14 protein-coding genes are annotated in these 16,427 nt (G+C 65.2%); 5 read left to right on the top strand and 9 right to left on the bottom strand.

Annotation, left to right across the window (positions count from 1 at the left end):
- Nucleotides 1-3 precede the first annotated feature (3 nt).
- Nucleotides 4-1,662, bottom strand: coding sequence for an FAD-binding dehydrogenase (locus tag ACG873_RS22460; RefSeq protein ID WP_394887739.1), 1,659 nt, complete (start codon nt 1,660-1,662; stop codon nt 4-6).
- A gap of 186 nt (nt 1,663-1,848) precedes the next feature.
- Complete coding sequence (locus tag ACG873_RS22455) at nt 1,849-3,333, bottom strand: carboxypeptidase M32 (RefSeq protein ID WP_394887738.1); 1,485 nt, start codon at nt 3,331-3,333, stop codon at nt 1,849-1,851.
- Between the two features lie 1,007 nt (nt 3,334-4,340).
- On the opposite strand from ACG873_RS22455, the gene ACG873_RS22450 reads away from it, so the two are divergent.
- Nucleotides 4,341-4,694 carry a DUF1304 domain-containing protein gene (locus ACG873_RS22450; RefSeq protein WP_394887737.1) on the top strand — a complete coding sequence of 118 codons (354 nt, stop codon included), beginning with the start codon at nt 4,341-4,343 and terminating at the stop codon, nt 4,692-4,694.
- 436 nt (nt 4,695-5,130) lie between these two features.
- The gene (locus ACG873_RS22445; protein WP_394886544.1) at nt 5,131-6,060 is read left to right on the top strand and encodes an IS110 family transposase; all 930 of its coding nucleotides are present in this window, start codon (nt 5,131-5,133) and stop codon (nt 6,058-6,060) included.
- 127 nt (nt 6,061-6,187) lie between these two features.
- Here ACG873_RS22445 and ACG873_RS22440 read toward each other — a convergent pair whose 3' ends face one another.
- From ACG873_RS22440 to ACG873_RS22410, 7 genes are all read right to left on the bottom strand, one after another.
- A complete protein-coding gene (locus tag ACG873_RS22440; RefSeq protein WP_394887735.1) occupies nt 6,188-7,216 on the bottom strand; it encodes a peptidoglycan -binding protein in 1,029 nt (342 codons plus the stop codon).
- Between the two features lies 1 nt (nt 7,217).
- Nucleotides 7,218-8,240 carry a MotA/TolQ/ExbB proton channel family protein gene (locus ACG873_RS22435; RefSeq protein WP_394887733.1) on the bottom strand — a complete coding sequence of 341 codons (1,023 nt, stop codon included), beginning with the start codon at nt 8,238-8,240 and terminating at the stop codon, nt 7,218-7,220.
- Nucleotides 8,241-8,338: 98 nt separating this feature from the next.
- On the bottom strand, nt 8,339-9,028 hold the full coding sequence (gene trhA / locus ACG873_RS22430; protein WP_394887732.1) for a PAQR family membrane homeostasis protein TrhA: 690 nt from the start codon (nt 9,026-9,028) through the stop codon (nt 8,339-8,341).
- 56 nt (nt 9,029-9,084) lie between these two features.
- A complete protein-coding gene (locus tag ACG873_RS22425) occupies nt 9,085-9,885 on the bottom strand; it encodes an inositol monophosphatase family protein (RefSeq protein ID WP_394887730.1) in 801 nt (266 codons plus the stop codon).
- A gap of 114 nt (nt 9,886-9,999) precedes the next feature.
- Nucleotides 10,000-10,566: an elongation factor P gene (efp, locus tag ACG873_RS22420; protein WP_394887728.1), complete on the bottom strand. Its 567-nt coding sequence runs from the start codon at nt 10,564-10,566 to the stop codon at nt 10,000-10,002.
- Between the two features lie 109 nt (nt 10,567-10,675).
- Complete coding sequence (locus ACG873_RS22415) at nt 10,676-11,773, bottom strand: sel1 repeat family protein (RefSeq protein ID WP_417568628.1); 1,098 nt, start codon at nt 11,771-11,773, stop codon at nt 10,676-10,678.
- 51 nt (nt 11,774-11,824) lie between these two features.
- Nucleotides 11,825-12,481 carry a thiamine phosphate synthase gene (locus ACG873_RS22410; protein ID WP_394887727.1) on the bottom strand — a complete coding sequence of 219 codons (657 nt, stop codon included), beginning with the start codon at nt 12,479-12,481 and terminating at the stop codon, nt 11,825-11,827.
- A 139-nt stretch (nt 12,482-12,620) separates the two neighbouring features.
- On the opposite strand from ACG873_RS22410, the gene ACG873_RS22405 reads away from it, so the two are divergent.
- From ACG873_RS22405 to ACG873_RS22395, 3 genes are all read left to right on the top strand, one after another.
- On the top strand, nt 12,621-13,391 hold the full coding sequence (locus tag ACG873_RS22405) for a sulfite exporter TauE/SafE family protein (protein ID WP_394887725.1): 771 nt from the start codon (nt 12,621-12,623) through the stop codon (nt 13,389-13,391).
- 125 nt (nt 13,392-13,516) lie between these two features.
- Nucleotides 13,517-14,689 (top strand): OpgC family protein, encoded by a 1,173-nt coding sequence (locus ACG873_RS22400; RefSeq protein ID WP_394887724.1) that lies wholly within the window; start codon nt 13,517-13,519, stop codon nt 14,687-14,689.
- Nucleotides 14,690-14,763: 74 nt separating this feature from the next.
- Nucleotides 14,764-16,404: an acyl-CoA synthetase gene (locus tag ACG873_RS22395; protein ID WP_394887722.1), complete on the top strand. Its 1,641-nt coding sequence runs from the start codon at nt 14,764-14,766 to the stop codon at nt 16,402-16,404.
- Nucleotides 16,405-16,427 lie beyond the last annotated feature (23 nt).

The raw sequence follows: 16,427 nt of genomic DNA, 5'->3' as shown, positions 1-16,427 counted from the left end.
ACGCTACGAATTCTTTGCCGCGTGTCTCCCCGCGTTCCGCCCGGAAAAGATGCAGCCGCCGAGGAACGTGCCTTCGAGCGCGTTGTAGCCATGATAGCCGCCGCCGCCGAAGCCGGCCACCTCGCCGGCGGCGTAGAGGCCGGGGATCGGCTTGCCGGAGGCGTCCAGAACCTGTGCGTCCAGATTGGTGTGCAGCCCGCCCAGCGTTTTTCGCGTCAGGATGTGGAGCCGAACCGCGACCAGCGGGCCGTTGGCGGGGTCGAGGATCCGGTGCGGCTTTGCCGTGCGGATGAGCTTGTCGCCGAGGTAGTTGCGTGCGCCGTGGATGGCAGTGATTTGCGCGTCCTTCGAGAAGGGATTTTCCACCTCGCGGTCGCGCGCCTCGATCTGCTGAAGCAGGCGATCGTGGTCGATCAGGTTCTCGCCGGTGAGCCGGTTCATGCCGGCGACCAGTTCGCGCAGATTGCTTTCGACGACGAAATCCTCGCCCTTCCGCTTGAATGCCTCGACCGGCGGCGGAGCGCCGGCGCCGCGGCGGCTTTTCAGAACGGCGCGCCAGCTCTTCGAAGTGAAATCCGGGTTCTGCTCGGAGCCGGACAGCGCAAATTCCTTCTTTATTATTTTCTGCGTCAGCACGAACCAGGAATAATCGTGGCCGGTCGAAAGAATGTGTTTCAGCGTCGACAGCGTGTCGAAACCCGGCATGCAGGGTGCGGTTAGCCGATTGCCGGTCGCATCGAACCACAGCGACGACGGCCCGGGCAGGATGCGGATGCCGTGGTTCGGCCAGATCGGCGCCCAGTTTTTCACGCCTTCGGTATAGTGCCACATGCGGTCGGCGTTGATAACCGCGCCCCCGGCGGCTTGCGTGATCGCCACCATGCGGCCGTCGACATGGTGCGGCACACCCGTAACCATGTGCTTTGGCGCGGGTCCGAGGCGGTCGGTCGGCCAGCTTTTGCGCACAAGCTCGAAATCGCCGCCGATGCCGCCCGAAGTGACGATGACCGCCCCTGCGTGGAGCTCGAAATCGCCGATCACGCCGCGCCCGGATTGCTGGCCGCGCTCGACCGTGGATGCCTCGAGAAGCTCGCCCGAGACGCCGGTGATCGCGCCATTGGTCTTGATCAGCCGGCTCGCCCGACGGCGGAATTTCAGATTGATCAGGCCGTTATCCGCATGCCGGCGAATGCGGCGGATGACAGGTTCGAGCACCCCGGGGCCGGTGCCCCAGGTGATGTGAAAACGCGGCACCGAATTGCCGTGGCCATGCGCGTGGCCGCCGCCGCGCTCGGCCCAGCCGACCACCGGAAACCAGCGCATGCCTTGCGCATGGAGCCATGGCCGCATCTCGCCGGCGGCGAAATCGACGAACGCTTCGGCCACCTTGCGCGGCCAGAAATCCTCCTCGCGATCGAACTGCGCCGAGCCCAGCCAGTCCTGCATCGCGAGGTCGCGGCTGTCGCGGATGCGCAGCCGCCGCTGTTCGGGACTGTCGACGAAAAACAGCCCTCCCAGCGACCAGAAAGCCTGCCCGCCAAGCGAGTTCTCGCCTTCCTGCTCAAGGATGATGACCTTTTTGCCGGCATCGGCAAGCTCGGCGGCGGCGACAAGTCCCGCCAGCCCTCCACCCACGACGATCGCGTCGGCATGTTCCGCCATGGTTCTCCCCCTCGTTGAGCCTAGTTTCGGATGACCGAGTCCAGACGATCAAGCGGAAACTGGACGGTCTGGCTGCGCCGCTTTCGAAAGCTGGCGCCGCCCCTCACCTGCCTGCCGGCATCCTCTCCCCGTCCTTGCGGGGAGAGGGTAAGGGTGAGGGGCAGCACTGACCTGTAAGACGGACGCTCACTTCCCGTACCGCTTCTTCAGATGAGCGGTGAAATGCGCGGCGTTCAATTTCTCCCCGGTCGCGCGCTCAAGCAACTCCGGCGTCGACCAGCGCGAACCTTGCGACCAGATTTTTTCGCGCCGCCAGGCGGTGACCGTGTCGAATTTTCCTTTGGCGATCTCGTCGTCCACGGAAGGATGCAGTTTCTCCAGCGCCGCCCATTGCTGCGCCGCCATCATCGCGCCGAGCGTGTAGGACGGGAAATAGCCGAATGCGCCGCTCGGCCAGTGCACGTCCTGCATCGGCCCGTCCTGCGGCGTGTCGATGGTGGAGAGGCCGAGATAGTCACGCATCTTGGCGTCCCAGGCTTCGGGCACGTCGGCGGGTTTCAGACGCCCGCTCACCAGTTCCTGCTCCAACTCGAAGCGCAGGATGACGTGCAGCGGATAGGTGACTTCGTCGGCATCGACGCGGATCAGGCCGCGCTCGACCCGGTGCACATGCGCGAGGATCTCGTCCTTGCTCCACCTCTCGCCGAGATACTGTTCGACCAGCGGCAGCGCCCATTCCCAGAAGGCAGGATTGCGGCCGAGCTGCTTTTCGACGAACAGGCTCTGGCTTTCGTGCATGGCCATGCCGCGCGCCTTGCCGAGCGGCCAGTGCGACCACGGCTTGGGCAGGTTCTGCTCGTACATGGCGTGGCCGGTCTCGTGCAGCACGCCCATCAGCGCCGAGAGGAAATCCGTCGTCTTGTAGCGCGTGGTGATGCGCACGTCGGTCGGTACGCCGCCGCAGAACGGATGGTGCGACACCGACAGGCTGCCATGGGTGAAGTCGAAGCCGACCGCCGCCATCATGGCAAGGCCGAGTTCGCGCTGCCTGTCGATCGGATAGACGCCGGAGAGCGGCCGCAGCGGTTTCCTCGCCAGCCGCTCCTCCTGCACCGCCAGCGCTTCCGGCACGAAGCCTTTCAGGAAGGTCTTCAGCTCGGAAAACACCGGCGCTATGTCGGCGGCGCGATGGCCGGGATCGTACTGCTCCATCAACGCGTCGTAGGGATCGAGGCCGGTTGCCGCGGCGCGAAGCTCCGCCTCCTCGCGCACCAGCGCGACGATGCCGTCCAGCGCCGGCAGAAAGCCCAGCCAGTCGTTCTTCGGCCGGAGGTCGCGCCAAAGCTGCTCGGAGCGCAGCCGGGCCGTGGTCTGGCGTTCGACGAACTCGGTCGGCAGGCAGGTCATGTTGGTGTACTGGCGGCGGAATTCCCGCAGCGCCGCCTGCTGCTCCTCGTTGAGCGCCTCCTGTTCGGCAGCCGCGAGCCAGTCGCCGATCTCCGGGGCGGTCGCCCGGGCGTGGTGCATGCCGGCCAGCGCCGACATCGCCTCGGCCCGCTTCTCGCCGCCGCCGACGGCCATGTGGGTCGCCTCGTCGGCGCCGAGAATGGCGAGCGAATGCTCCAGCGCTTCGAGCTTGCGGCAAAGCTGATCGATTTTTTCGAAGGACATGATGATTCCGATCGTTGTGAGTGCTGGGAAAGAACAGCAAGGGCCGCGCGATGGCAAGTCTGGCACTAGGTGCGTCCTTCGAGGCTCGCTGCGCTCGCACCTCAGGATGAGGGAGGTGGGTGCAAGTTCGCCAATCTTGAACGCCGAGCTCGGGTACATGCCGTCCTCATCCTGAGGTGCGAGGCGAAGCCGAGCCTCGAAGGACACACCTAGTCATCGCCACGCCCGCTTTCGCGTCTGGCCATTTGTGGGAAGCGGCGCATGGCAGCGACGCCTAATCAATTTAATTTAGTGACGCGCTGCCATGCGCCGCCGGCGTTTTCTCCCCTTGCCGCTCCCGGCCCATGCCCTGTCCGGTAATCTGGGACGGAGCGCGGGCGCACAGGTTCGACCCGGGGCCGGAGCGCCCCGCACGACCATGCGGGGAACATCTCCGGCGCCACACTTGCCTGGATGCCGGTCGTGCACACCCGTTCCCACCAGCAAGCTGCCGGGATGGAGTATGCGGGCATCAGGGGAGGGTGTGGACAAAGCTTGGGAAAACATTCCTGACATATGCTGACAGGATAATGGGTAACCGCGAGATGCCGAAAGGGGTTCGAGTGAGGGAGCGGTCGCTCCTTCTCCCCTTGTGGGAGAAGGTGTCGCCGAAGGCGACGGATGAGGGGTGCTGGAAGGAATGAGGCGCTTCGGGGCGGGCGCGCCAAGCAGCAATCCCACTGCCTGCGCCTGCTATGTCCCGCTCCGTCCAACACCCCTCATCCGTCTCGGCGCTCCGCGCCGATCCACCTTCTCCCACAAGGGGAGAAGGGAGCCTTACCTACCCCCGCATCCGCTCCAGATTGGCGTCGAAGAGCGGCGAAGGCTGATGCTAGCGGGACAGCGGGGACCCGAGGAAACACGCCGATTGTTTGGGCGGCTGCGGCCTTTCAGAACAGGCTATCTACATGTTCGTGGTATGCCCAATGCTGTACCATTCTGTACTTCGCACAAAACGGGGGAGCAAAATGCTGGGCAATATCCTGATCGCGCTGGTGGCGGCGCTGCATCTCTATTTCATGTATCTGGAGATGATCGCCTGGGACACGCCGGCCGGCCACAGAGCGTTCGGGCTGACGCCGGAGTTCGCCAAGGCCTCCAAAGTGCTCGCCGCCAATCAGGGCCTCTACAACGGCTTCCTCGCCGCCGGGCTGATCTGGGGCCTCTACCTCGGCGAGGCCGGTTTCACGATCAAGATCTTTTTCCTGATTTGTGTGATGGCCGCCGGCCTGTTCGGCGCTGCCACGGTCAGCCGGAAGATTCTCTACGTGCAGGCGGTTCCTGCGGTGCTGGCGCTGGTGGCCCTGTTGCTCGGCTGGTAGCGCTTGAAAGTGGGATGGTGCTCCCGTTGTGCGAGCGCACGTTTCGCCGGGCGTGCCTGAGAGGATTCTGGTGCCCTCTGCGTCGAGGCATGGATTCCCGACACTCTCCGCTCGTTCCTCGCTCACGAGGTCGGGAATGACGAATTTCACTTCTCTTCTCCGCCAATCTCACCCGTTGGCGATTGGCCGAGGCGGTAAAGGAAGTCCGTCATTCCCGACCTCTTGAGCGAGCGCAGCGAGCGGAGAGTGTCGGGAATCCTGTGTGTTTGTTTTGGCGTATGGTGAGCGCGGGAAGGAGGCCGTGGGAATCCTGGTCGTCGGGTTTTGCCCGACAGGCCGCGGCATGGCTCGGCTCCCCTCCCGCTTCGAAACCATCAACCTGAACAGTTGCACGAGGCTGCTGCACAGACCTCGCACCACAGGAAGAGGCACGGTGATGATACAGCATAACTACATCGGTTGCGACATCTGCAAGGACATGCTCGACGTGTTCGATCCGTCCAGCCGCAGCTTCCGGCGGCTCGCCAACCGGGCCGGGCCGATCGAGGCTTTCGCGGCCGGACTTGCGCCGGGGCGCGATTTCGTCGTCTTCGAGGCGACCGGCGTCCACGACCGGCTGTTGCGCCACGCCCTGGCCGAGGCCGGCATCGCCAGCACCAGGCGCAACCCCGTCCAGACCCGCCGCTTCGCCGAGGCCGGCGGGCTTCTGGCTAAGACCGACAAGCTCGACGCCCGCATGCTGTCCGACTACGGCCGCCGCTTCACCCCGGCGCCCGACCAGCCGCCGTGCCGCCAGCGCGAGCGCATCGCCGCCTTGGCGCGCCGCCGCGACCAGCTCGTCGAGGCCCGCGCCCGCGAGGCCAGGCATCTCGGCGAAGCCTTCGATCCCGACGTCATCGCCGACATCGAGGCGGCCGTCGCCTGCCTCGCCAAGCGCATCGCGACCATCGAGGCGGTCATCGCAAGCGCCATCGCCGAAGCCGACGCCGCCACCGCCGCCACGTTCGCCATCCTGCGCTCGGCCCCCGGCGTCGGACCCGTCACCGCGCTCACCCTCATCGCCCATTTGCCCGAGCTCGGAGGCCGTTCGCCCAAAACCATCGCCAGCCTGGCCGGGCTGGCGCCGCGCAACAACGATTCGGGAACGCGGCGCGGCCGGCGCCCCATCCGCGGCGGCCGGCCGCGCGTGCGCAAGGCGCTCTATATGGCGGCGCTCGGCGCCATCCGCGCTGCGCCGCGCTTCAAGGCCTTCTACAGCGCCATCGCCGCCCGCTCCGGCTCCAGGAAACTCGCCGTCATCGCCGCAGCCAGAAAGCTCCTCACCATCCTCAACGCCATGCAACGCGACCAGAAAGCATATGCCTGAAACACAGTTGCCATGCCTCGCTCTATCGGAAGTCCAAAGCGATGCAGAACAGGCGACCACCGTGCCTCGCCTGCAAACATGTTCCATATGCGATCGCCCCTGCGTGAACAGGGAGAACGGAAGGCGGCTACCTCTCCGTCAGCTTCAGCTCGATGCGGCGGTTCCTGTTGCGGGCTTCGTCGGTCTCGGCGGCGTCGAGTGGCTGGAATTCGCCGAAGCCGGCCGCGACCAGCCGGTTGGCCGGCACGCCGTTCTCGATCAGGTATTTGACGACCGAGGTCGCGCGCGCCGAGGAAAGCTCCCAGTTGTCGCGGTAGCGCCCGGCACCCGACAGCGGCCGGTCGTCGGTGTGGCCGTCGACGCGCAGCACCCAGTTGATCTCTGGCGGGATCTCCTTCTGCAATTCGATGATCGCGCCGGCGAGCTTCTGCATCTCGGCGCGGCCGGCCTCGTTGATAAGATCGGAGCCGACCGGGAACAGCACCTCCGACTGGAAGACGAAGCGGTCGCCGACGATGCGGATGTTTTCGCGGTCGGAGAGGATCTCGCGGAGCCTGCCGAAGAAGTCGGAGCGGTAGCGGTTCAGTTCCTGGACGCGCTGCGCCAGCGCGACGTTCAGGCGGCGGCCGAGATCGGCGATCTTGGTGTTGGATTCGCGGTCCCGCGTCTCCGACACTTCGAGCGCCTGTTCGAGCGCGCCGATCTGCTTGCGCAGCGCCGATATCTGCTGGTTGAGCAGCTCGACCTGCGACAGCGCCCGTTGGCTGAGCTGGCGCTCGCTGTCGAGCTCGCCGGTGAGCGCGCCGATGCGCTCGTCGGCCTCGGCCCCGGCGCCCGCGCCCTGGTCGAGCATTTGCTGCAGCCGGGTGCGGTCGGATTCTGCCTGGGCAAGCGAAGCCTGGAGGTTGGCGAGCGCATCCTCGGCGTCCTGGGTGTTGGACTGCTCCAGCGCCAGGAGCTGCGTCAGCTCGTTGATCTGCGAGTTGAGGCGGTTCAGCACCTCGTCCTTGCCGGAAATCTCGCGGCTGAGCAGGAACTGCGCCAGCACGAACACCGAAAGCAGGAACATGATGGCCAGAAGCAGCGTCGACAGCGCGTCGACGAAGCCCGGCCAGTAATCGATGCGGCGGTCGCGCCTGGCGCGTGCCAATGCCATGTCAGCTCAGCTCCCGCTTCTTCAGCGCGTCGGCGATCTTTTCCAGCGTGTTGCGCATTGCCTTCTGCTCTTCCGACTGCGCCTCGACCCAGTCGCGCATGATCTGCTGCTCGGAACGCATGTTCTTGACCAGGCCGGAAATGCCGTCCGCGAGATTGGCCATGGCGGTGGCGATGCGCGGATTGGAGCCGCCGGATTCCTGCAGGTTGCGCAACCTTTCGGAAAGCGCCTTGATCTCTTCGGCGGAGCCGGCCTTGGCGGGATCGGCGACAATGATGTCGGACGAAAGGTCGGTGACCGAGGACAGCCAGTTTTCCAGCTCGGTATAGAAACGGGTCTGGGCGCGGCCAGCCTGGAGGTCAAGGAAGCCGAGCACCAGCGAGCCGGCGAGGCCGAACAGCGAGGACGAGAACGCCGTGCCCATGCCCTCGAGCGGCGCGGCCAGGCCCGACTTCAGCGACTCGAGCACGGAGGCTGCATCGCCGGAGCCGGGATCGAGTGACTGGATGGTGTCGCCGATCGAGCCGATCGTCTGCAACAGGCCCCAGAAGGTGCCGAGCAGGCCGAGAAACACCAGAAGCCCGATCAGGTAGCGCGAAATGTCGCGGGTCTCGTCAAGCCTGGTGGCGATCGGATCGAGCATGGTGCGCATCGAACTGGTCGAAAGCGCCATGGAGGTGGAGCGGCTGAGCAGCGCCTTCATCGGCGCAAGCAGCACCGGCTCGACGACTTCGGAGCCGGCGCGGAACGAATTGACCCAGCGGATTTCGCGGAACAGCCGCACCACCTGCACGAACGCGAGCAGGATGCCGACCGCCAGAACGCCGAGGATCAGCCCGTTCAGGCCGGGGTTGGTGGTGAAGGCCGAGGAAATCTGCCGGGCAAGGATCGCCGCGATGAACGCGACGATCGCCAGGAACACCAGCATGGAGAGGAGGAAGACCTGCGGGCTCGACAGCCGGTAGGGATCGTAGCCGCCGTCTTCGGATGCCTCGCTCCCGCCGAATTTTCGCAAAAATGCCATGCGCCCCGAATCCGTCGCCGCGACCAAAATCTAACTCGCCGCGACTCTAAACGGAATTGTGACGAAATTGAAAGACGCCGTGAGACCGCAGCAGCGGATCAGAGGCGGTCGATGACCAGACAGTTGATCAGGGCCGCAAAATGCAGGCCGGCGCCCGTCACCACAAAGCCATGCCAGACGGCGTTCTGGAATCGCAGCCCCTTCCACACGAAGAACACCACGCCGCAGGAATAGACGATGCCGCCGGCGACAATCAGCGCAATCGTCGTCGAAGGCAGGATTTCCAGGATCGGCGGCAGGACCACGATGCCGCTCCAGCCGATCGCAAGATAGAAAACGACGGCGGCGCGGTCGAAACGGCCGGGAAAAAGCATCTTGGTCGCCATGCCGAGGGCTGCGGCGGACCAGACCAGTGCGAGCATCCAGCGCGCAAGCCAGACATCCTTCAATTGCGCGAGGAAGGGCGTGTAGGTCGCCGCGATCAGGAGATAGATCGCCGCGTGGTCGAAGCGCCGCAATATCCATTTCGCCGGCGATATCGGCCAGAGATTGTAGGCGAGCGAAATCGACAGGACGGTCAGGACCGAGACGACGAAGAATGCCGTCGCGATGTATTCGCCCGGACCGGTGTGAAAAGCCGACATTGCGAGCAGCGCCGAGCCAGCGGCGATCGCGAGCACTATTCCCACCGCATGAACGATGCCGTCGGCGATCAGCTCGGCGCGCGAATGCTGGAAGCGCCCCATGAAGGGCACGTCGGCTTGAAGTGGTTGCGGGCCGCTCGTCATCCCGGCTTATTTGACCGGTCGCCAAGTCGTTTTTCAAGCCTTGGGGGCGCGGCGGTTCAGCGCGGCGTGAGCGGCTTCTTGAGCGTCTTCAGGAGCGCGCGGTGGATGGTCTCGTTGCCGGCGACGATCGAGCCGGTCTCGAACATGGCATTGCCGCCTGCCGGGTCGCTGACGAAGCCGCCGGCCTCGCGGATCATCAATATGCCCGCTGCCATGTCCCATGGCGAAAGCGAATGTTCCCAGAAACCGTCCATGCGGCCCGCCGCGACATAGGCGAGATCGAGCGCTGCCGAGCCGAGCCGGCGAACGCCCGACACTTCGGCCATGACATTGCGAAGCTCGATCAGGTAATTGCCATGGTGGCCGCGGCCGAGATGCGGCACGCCGGTACCGACGACCGTATCGGTGAGCTTGGTGCGGCTCGCCACGCGCAGCCTGCGGTCGTTCATGAAGGCGCCGCCGCCGCGTTCGGCGGTGTAGAGCTCGTCCATGGCCGGATTGTAGATCACGCCGGCGACGATCTGGCCCTGACGCTCAAGCGCCATTGAGATCGAGAAGATCGGCAGGCCGTGCAGGAAGTTTGTGGTGCCGTCGAGCGGATCGACGATCCAGCGGTGCTGATCGTCCTCACCCGGAACCACTCCGCGTTCCTCCATCAGGAAAGCATAGCCCGGGCGGGCGCGGGACAGTTCCGTGTGGATTATCTCCTCGGCCTTGTGGTCGGCCTGGCTGACAAAGTCGCCGGGGCCCTTCAGCGACACCTGCAGGTTCTGCACTTCGCCGAAATCGCGCGCCAGCGAGCGGCCGGCCTTCATGGCGGCCTGGACCATGACATTGAGGATCGCTGAACGGGGCATGGCGGATGTCGCTTCTGTCTTAGATGGGCAGTAGGCAATGGGCAGTCGGCAGTCGGTGATTCCAGGGGTAGGCGGCCTTACTGCCGATTGCCCACTGCCTGCTGCCTGATCTGTTCAGTCCGCGCGGCGGACGTAGGTGATCTCGTTGGTGTCGACGACGATCCGCTCACCCGACGAGATGAAGGGTGGAACCAGGACGCGGATGCCGTTTTCCAGCAGCGCCGGCTTGTAGGACGAGGCGGCGGTCTGCCCTTTGACGACCGGGTCGGCCTCGGTGATGGTCAGCGTCACCTGGTCGGGCAGGGAGATGCCGATCGGGCGCTCGTCGTAGAGTTCCACGGTGACCATCATGCCGTCCTGCAGGAAGGCGGCGCGGTCGCCGACGAAATCCTTCTGCAGTTCGAGCTGCTCGTAACTCTGGGTGTCCATGAATATCAGCGCGTCGCCCTGCTCGTAGAGGTAGGAAAAATCCTTCTGCTCGAGACGGATCTTTTCCACGGTCTCGGCGGAGCGGAAGCGCTCGTTGAGCTTGGTGCCGTTGATGAGGTTCTTCAACTCGACCTGGTTGTAGGCGCCGCCCTTGCCGGGCTTCACATGGTTGGTCCTGACCGCCACCCAGAGCCCGCCATCGTGCTCGATGACGTTGCCGGGACGGATTTCGTTGCCGTTGATCTTGGCCATATTTTGCTATTCCGGAGGTTTGTACGCCGACAGGCGGTTTCGGCGCCTCCAAGACCACAAATCGGCAAAAGAGGCAAGGGATCGAGGGAAATGCCGGAGAAGCGGGCCCTCAGCGCAGCCTGTTGGCGCGCTCCAGGGCTTTCTGGAGTTCCTCGTCGGTCAGGCCGTCGAAGAAATCCTCCATCTCGGGATCGGTAAGGCCGGCGCGCCGGGCAAGGATGTACCAGGCCGCCGCCGCTATCGAATCCGGGTCGGCGCCCAGCCCCTTCATGTAAAGCTTGGCGAGCCGGTTCTGCGCCGCGACATTGCCGCCCTCGGCCGCCCGCCTCATCCAGCGGAAGCCTTCCTTCAGGTCGCGTCCGCCGCCGCGCCCGTCAACCAGCCAGGTGGCGAGATCGAGCTGCGCGGTATCGAAATTCTGCCGTGCCGCGAGAAGCAGCCAGCGCCGCGCCTCCTTCTCGTCCTTGGCCTTGCCGCCGACGCCGTTGGCGTGGACCTGCGCCATCGCATATTGCGCGTCGGCAAGCCCGGCCCTGGCCGCGCGCTCGTAGTAGGAGACCGCCTTGGCGAGGCCCTTCTCGCCGCTCTCGCGATCGACCAGCATCTGCGCGAAATTGAACTGCGCCAGCCGGTTTCCGGCCTCGGCCGCCGCCTGCATCAGGGCGTAGGCGCCCTGTGGGTCCGCTTTCACGAAGCGCCCGTCGAGAAGCATCAGCCCGTACTGGAACTGCGCCTCCGGAACGCCCTGCTCGGAAGCGCGGGCGTACCATTTGGCGGCTTCGGCCTCGTTGCGGGCCATGCCAAGCCCGCGCGACAGGATTTCGGCGACCAGCGTTTGCGCGGCCGGATCGCCGTTTTCGGCGCGCACCAGCGCCAGATTGTAGGCGGTCTTGTAGAGCCCGCGCTGGAACGCGCCATAGGCGGGATCGGCGGGCTTGGTCCCGAAGCGCGCCGGATCGGGCTTGCCGTCGCTCCTGCCGCCGCCGAACCGCGTGGGGTCGACGCCCAGCGGTTTTGCTCCCGCGGGCAAGGGGCCGGAAGCCGGCGGCGTGTCAGGAGTTTTTGCCAACGGCTCGATGACGGGCGCTTTCGGCGCCGGCTCCGTGGGACTTTTCGCAGGCAATTTCGTTTCGGGCGTGGCCTTCTGCGCTGGCGCGGGATCGGCAGCGCCTTGCGCAAGGGCGCCGGGCGTCGTCGCTGAAAGCAGCGCCAGCGCCGTGAGCCATGTCCGGACGGACGATTGCAGTACAGCCAAGACCTACTCCCCGAACCGCGGCGCCGTGTCGTCGAGAATGGCGTTGGCGTGCGCGACGGCCTGCTCGGGATCGACGCCTTCGCCAAAGATGGCGCTGGATAGCGCCACGAACTCGCATCCGGTTTCGGCCACGATCGAAACGGAGGCGATGTCCGAGCCGGCCATGACGATGCACGGTATCTCGATCATCTCGGCCCACCACCGCCCGAGCGCCAGGTTGCGGTTGTGCGGCTCGGGCTTGTTGTCATAGCCGAAGCGGCCGAAAAATATGTAGTCGGGACGCGCCTCGCCGAGATCGAGCGCGTCGTCGCGGGTCTTGGCCCCGCCCGCGCCCACCGTGAGCCGGCCCTGGAAGCGCTCGATCGCCTCCTCGAGTGCGGCCCTTCCCGCCTCGAGATGCAGGCCGTCGGCTCCGACCCGGCCGGCAATGCGCGTGTCCTCGGCGATGATGGCGGCGATGTTCGCAGATTGAGCGACCGGCACGATGCGCTCGGCAAACGCCTGGAACGAGGCTTCGTCGAGGCCGTAGGCAGGCAGGATGATCGAGGCGATGTCGCCGCCCGAAATGGCGGCGCGCAGCTGCTGCTCGAACGCCGCGGCGTCTTCGACGGGCGGAGCGATCAGCACGATGCGGCAGCGGTTTGGCGGTGTGACGGGCATTCCTGAGCTTTCTGTCGGTTCCCATGCAGCGGGATCGTGGTTGGATTTGGGCATAGACGAAGGCAGGTCGCTTGAACAGGGTTGCGCCCTCGCCGAATCGCTGCTGCCGCGATATTGCGGGATCGCGAAAGGCCTTTTCATGAACGCGCTGCTCACCGATCCGTGGTTCTACGCGGCCGCCATTCCGGCTGTTATTCTCGTCGGCCTGTCGAAGGGCGGCTTCGGCGGGGCTGTAGGATTCGTCGGCGTGCCGCTGATGGCGCTGGTGATGCCGCCGGTGCAGGCCGCCGCGATCCTGCTGCCGATCCTGGTGCTGATGGACATGGTTTCGCTGTGGACCTGGCGCGGCATCTTCGACCGGCTGACGCTGGCGACGATGCTGCCCGGCGCGGTGGCAGGCATAAGCCTCGGCTGGCTGACGGCGGCGCTTGTCACCGCCGACATGGTGCGCTTCATTGTCGGCGCGGTGGCGGTCGTGTTCGTTGCGCGCTGGGTGTACCAGCAGTTCAGGCACGGTTCAGCCTATGCCGCCAGGCCCAACCGGCTCGCTGCCGGTTTCTGGGGCGCCGTGGCCGGCTTCACCAGCTTCGTCGCCCATGTCGGCGGGCCGCCCTTCCAGGTCTACGCGCTGCCGTTGCGGATGGACCCGAAAGTGCTGACCGGCACCAGCGCGATCTTTTTCGCGGTCACCAATGCCGTCAAGCTGGTTCCCTATTTCGCGCTCGGCCAGTTCGATACCACCAACCTGACGGCCTCGGCCGTGCTGATGCCGATGGCGCCGCTCGCAACGCTGGCCGGCGCATGGCTCGTCCGCCGCATGCGGCCGGAAGTGTTCTACCCGTTCACCTACGCCACGGTGGCCATCATCGGGCTCAAGCTGATCTGGGATGGTGTCATCCAAATGTTTTAACGGTGAATTATTTTGTGACGGAGAGGCGCACAAATCTGCCTCTTTCGGACAGCTTCTGCGTGGCGGATTCGCCGCGCCGCCGACTCGGATTGCGAGGCGTCCGAGTGAACGTCACGGAAGAAAGCATGACCGCGATAACCGTCAGTCCCCAACCACGGCGGGACACCCGCATCGACGTTTTCCGGGCGCTGGCCCTGCTGACGATCTTCGTCAACCACGTGCCCGGCACCCTGTTCGAGCACCTCACCCACAAGAATTTCGGCTTTTCCGATTCGGCCGAAGCCTTTGTGCTGATCTCCGGCATCGCCGTCGGCCTGGCCTACGGACTGAAATTCCAGCCAGGCAACAGGCTGCTGATCGCGCTCAAGGCATGGAAGCGCGCGGGCGTGCTCTATGTCGCCCACGTCATGACGACGGTGGCGACGCTGGCCATATTCTCGGCCGCCGCGCTTTACTTCGCCCGGCCCGGCATTCTGAAGCTGATCAACATCGAAATGATCATCAATGACACGCCGGAGGCGCTACTCGGCATCGCCACGCTCGGCCACCAGATCGGCTACAACAACATCCTGTCGATGTATGCGGTCGTGCTCCTGATGATGCCGTTCTTCCTCCTGCTCGGCAGTGTCAGTCTCGGCCTGATGGTCACGGTTTCGGGGCTCGTCTGGCTGCTCGCCGGCATCTATCAGATAGCGCCCGTCAACTTTCCGACGGAAGGCTTCTGGTTCCTCAATCCGCTGTCGTGGCAGTTCCTGTTCATCATAGGCGTCGCCTCGACGATGCATGTCCGGCGCGGCGGCGCGCTCCGCTTCAACTGGTGCCTGGTCTTGCTGGCGGTCGCCTATCTCGTCTTCGCGCTGGTCTGGGTCCGGCTTCCGCTCTGGGGCGCCGAGACGTCGCTGGCGCTGCCCGCGGTGCTGGCCGGCTTCGACAAGACGTTCCTTTCGCTGTCGCGGCTTCTGCACATCCTCTCGCTCGCCTACCTGATCGCGGTGATTCCCGCGCTCTCGAAGCTGGCGCAGACCAGCCCACGCAATCCGCTGGCGGTGCTCGGCAGGCATTCGCTGCCGGTGTTCATCGCCGGCACCATCCTCGCAATGCTCTGCCAGGTGATGAAGATCGTCAGCCCCGGCGGCTTCGTCTACGACGCCATCCTGCTTTCCACCGGCATCGCGCTGCAGTTCGCCTTCGCCTACTATCTCGAATGGCTGCCCAGAATCGGCTGGGGCGGACGCCAGCCCGCGGACAGGGCGGCGGCATTGGCCGGAACGCCGGCGGCACTCAATCCCGCGCGCTAACCATCGTATCGGATGACGGAGCCGAAAGCGGCCGCTATAACTCCCGAAAACATCCGGTTTCGGGGGAAAAATCCATGGCAAGCATCTATTACAGCGGCCTGGAGCGAAATACCGCCAATTACCAGCCGCTGACGCCGCTCACCTATCTCGAGCGGGCGGCCAAGACCTATCCCGAGCAGACCGCCATCATCCATGGCCGCCTGCGCGTCTCCTACCGCGATTTCTGGCGCAGGTCGCTGCAGCTTGCCTCGGCGCTGGCGCAAAAGGGCGTCGGCAAGGGCGATACGGTGACGGTGATGCTGTCCAACACGCCGGCGATGCTTGAGGCGCATTTCGGGGTGCCGATGGTCAAGGCGGTGCTGCATTCGCTGAATACAAGGCTCGACGCGGCGGTCATCGCCTTCCAGCTCGACCACGCCGAGACCAAGGTGCTGATCGTCGACCGCGAGTTTTCCGCAGTCATGAAGGAGGCGCTGGCGCTGGCCAAGGTCCGCCCCCTGGTCATCGACTATGACGATCCGGAATATGCGGCCGACGCTCCCTACCCGAAGGGGGAACGCATCGGCTCGCTCGACTACGAGGATATTGTCCGGGGCGGCGACGCGGAATTTTCGTGGTCGATGCCCGACGACGAGTGGGATGCGATCTCGCTGAACTACACGTCGGGCACCACAGGCAATCCCAAGGGCGTGGTCTATCACCATCGCGGCGCCGCGCTGATGGCCTACGCCAATACGATCCACGCCGGCATGGGCAAGCACCCGGTCTATCTGTGGACGCTGCCCATGTTCCACTGCAACGGCTGGTGCTTTCCGTGGACGCTGGCCGTGCAGGCGGGCACGCATGTCTGCCTGCGCTGGGTGCGGGCGAAGGTGATGTACGATGCCATCGCCGACCATGGCGTCACCCATCTCTGCGGCGCGCCGATCGTGATGTCGACGCTGATCAACGCGCCGGATGCCGAAAAGCGGGAGTTTCCGCAGACGGTGACCTTCAATACCGCCGCCGCCCCGCCGCCGGAGGCGGTGCTTTCGGGCATGGCCGATGCGGGATTTGCGGTTACGCATCTCTATGGGCTGACCGAAACCTACGGCCCTGCCGTCGTCAATGAATGGCACGCCGGCTGGGACGCACTCGACAAGGGCCCGCGCACGGCGAAAAAGGCGCGCCAGGGCGTGCGCTACGCCGCGCTGGAGGCGCTGACGGTGCTCGACCCGGAGACGATGGAACCGACGCCCGCCGACGGCCAGACCATCGGCGAGGTGACGTTCCGCGGCAATATCGTCATGAAAGGCTATCTGAAAAACCGGCCGGCGACCGACGAGGCCTTCGCGGGCGGCTGGTTCCATTCCGGCGACCTCGGCGTCATGCATCCGGACGGCTATATCCAGCTCAAGGACCGGTCGAAGGACATCATCATCTCGGGCGGCGAGAACATCTCCTCAATCGAGGTCGAGGACGCGCTCTACAAGCATCCGGCGGTCGCCTCGTGCGGCGTGGTCGCGCGGCCCGACGACAAATGGGGCGAGACGCCGGTCGCCTATGTCGAGCTGAAGCCGGGCAGGACGGCGACCGAGGCGGAGATTATCGAGCACTGCCGCGCGCTTCTGGCGCGCTTCAAATGCCCGCGCACGGTGATCTTCGCGGAAATTCCCAAAACCTCGACCGGCAAGATCCAGAAGTTCAGGCTGCGCGAACTGGCCAAGGCATTGTAGCGAGCTATGTAACGGAGCTTTCG

It is taken from the genome of Allomesorhizobium aridi (genome assembly GCF_043769475.1).
GTDB lineage: Bacteria > Pseudomonadota > Alphaproteobacteria > Rhizobiales > Rhizobiaceae > Allomesorhizobium.
This window is presented reverse-complemented; position numbering and strand designations above follow the sequence as displayed.

Coding starts and splice junctions, on each gene's coding strand:
- trhA (WP_394887732.1), bottom strand. CDS start 9,028: ATGACGAGCGGCCCGCAACCACTTCAAGCCGACGTGCCCTTCATGGGG.
- ACG873_RS22460 (WP_394887739.1), bottom strand. CDS start 1,662: ATGGCGGAACATGCCGACGCGATCGTCGTGGGTGGAGGGCTGGCGGGA.
- ACG873_RS22435 (WP_394887733.1), bottom strand. CDS start 8,240: ATGGCATTTTTGCGAAAATTCGGCGGGAGCGAGGCATCCGAAGACGGC.
- ACG873_RS22400 (WP_394887724.1), top strand. CDS start 13,517: ATGACCGCGATAACCGTCAGTCCCCAACCACGGCGGGACACCCGCATC.
- ACG873_RS22425 (WP_394887730.1), bottom strand. CDS start 9,885: ATGCCCCGTTCAGCGATCCTCAATGTCATGGTCCAGGCCGCCATGAAG.
- ACG873_RS22405 (WP_394887725.1), top strand. CDS start 12,621: ATGAACGCGCTGCTCACCGATCCGTGGTTCTACGCGGCCGCCATTCCG.
- ACG873_RS22445 (WP_394886544.1), top strand. CDS start 5,131: ATGATACAGCATAACTACATCGGTTGCGACATCTGCAAGGACATGCTC.
- ACG873_RS22450 (WP_394887737.1), top strand. CDS start 4,341: ATGCTGGGCAATATCCTGATCGCGCTGGTGGCGGCGCTGCATCTCTAT.
- ACG873_RS22455 (WP_394887738.1), bottom strand. CDS start 3,333: ATGTCCTTCGAAAAAATCGATCAGCTTTGCCGCAAGCTCGAAGCGCTG.
- ACG873_RS22395 (WP_394887722.1), top strand. CDS start 14,764: ATGGCAAGCATCTATTACAGCGGCCTGGAGCGAAATACCGCCAATTAC.
- ACG873_RS22440 (WP_394887735.1), bottom strand. CDS start 7,216: ATGGCATTGGCACGCGCCAGGCGCGACCGCCGCATCGATTACTGGCCG.
- ACG873_RS22410 (WP_394887727.1), bottom strand. CDS start 12,481: ATGCCCGTCACACCGCCAAACCGCTGCCGCATCGTGCTGATCGCTCCG.
- efp (WP_394887728.1), bottom strand. CDS start 10,566: ATGGCCAAGATCAACGGCAACGAAATCCGTCCCGGCAACGTCATCGAG.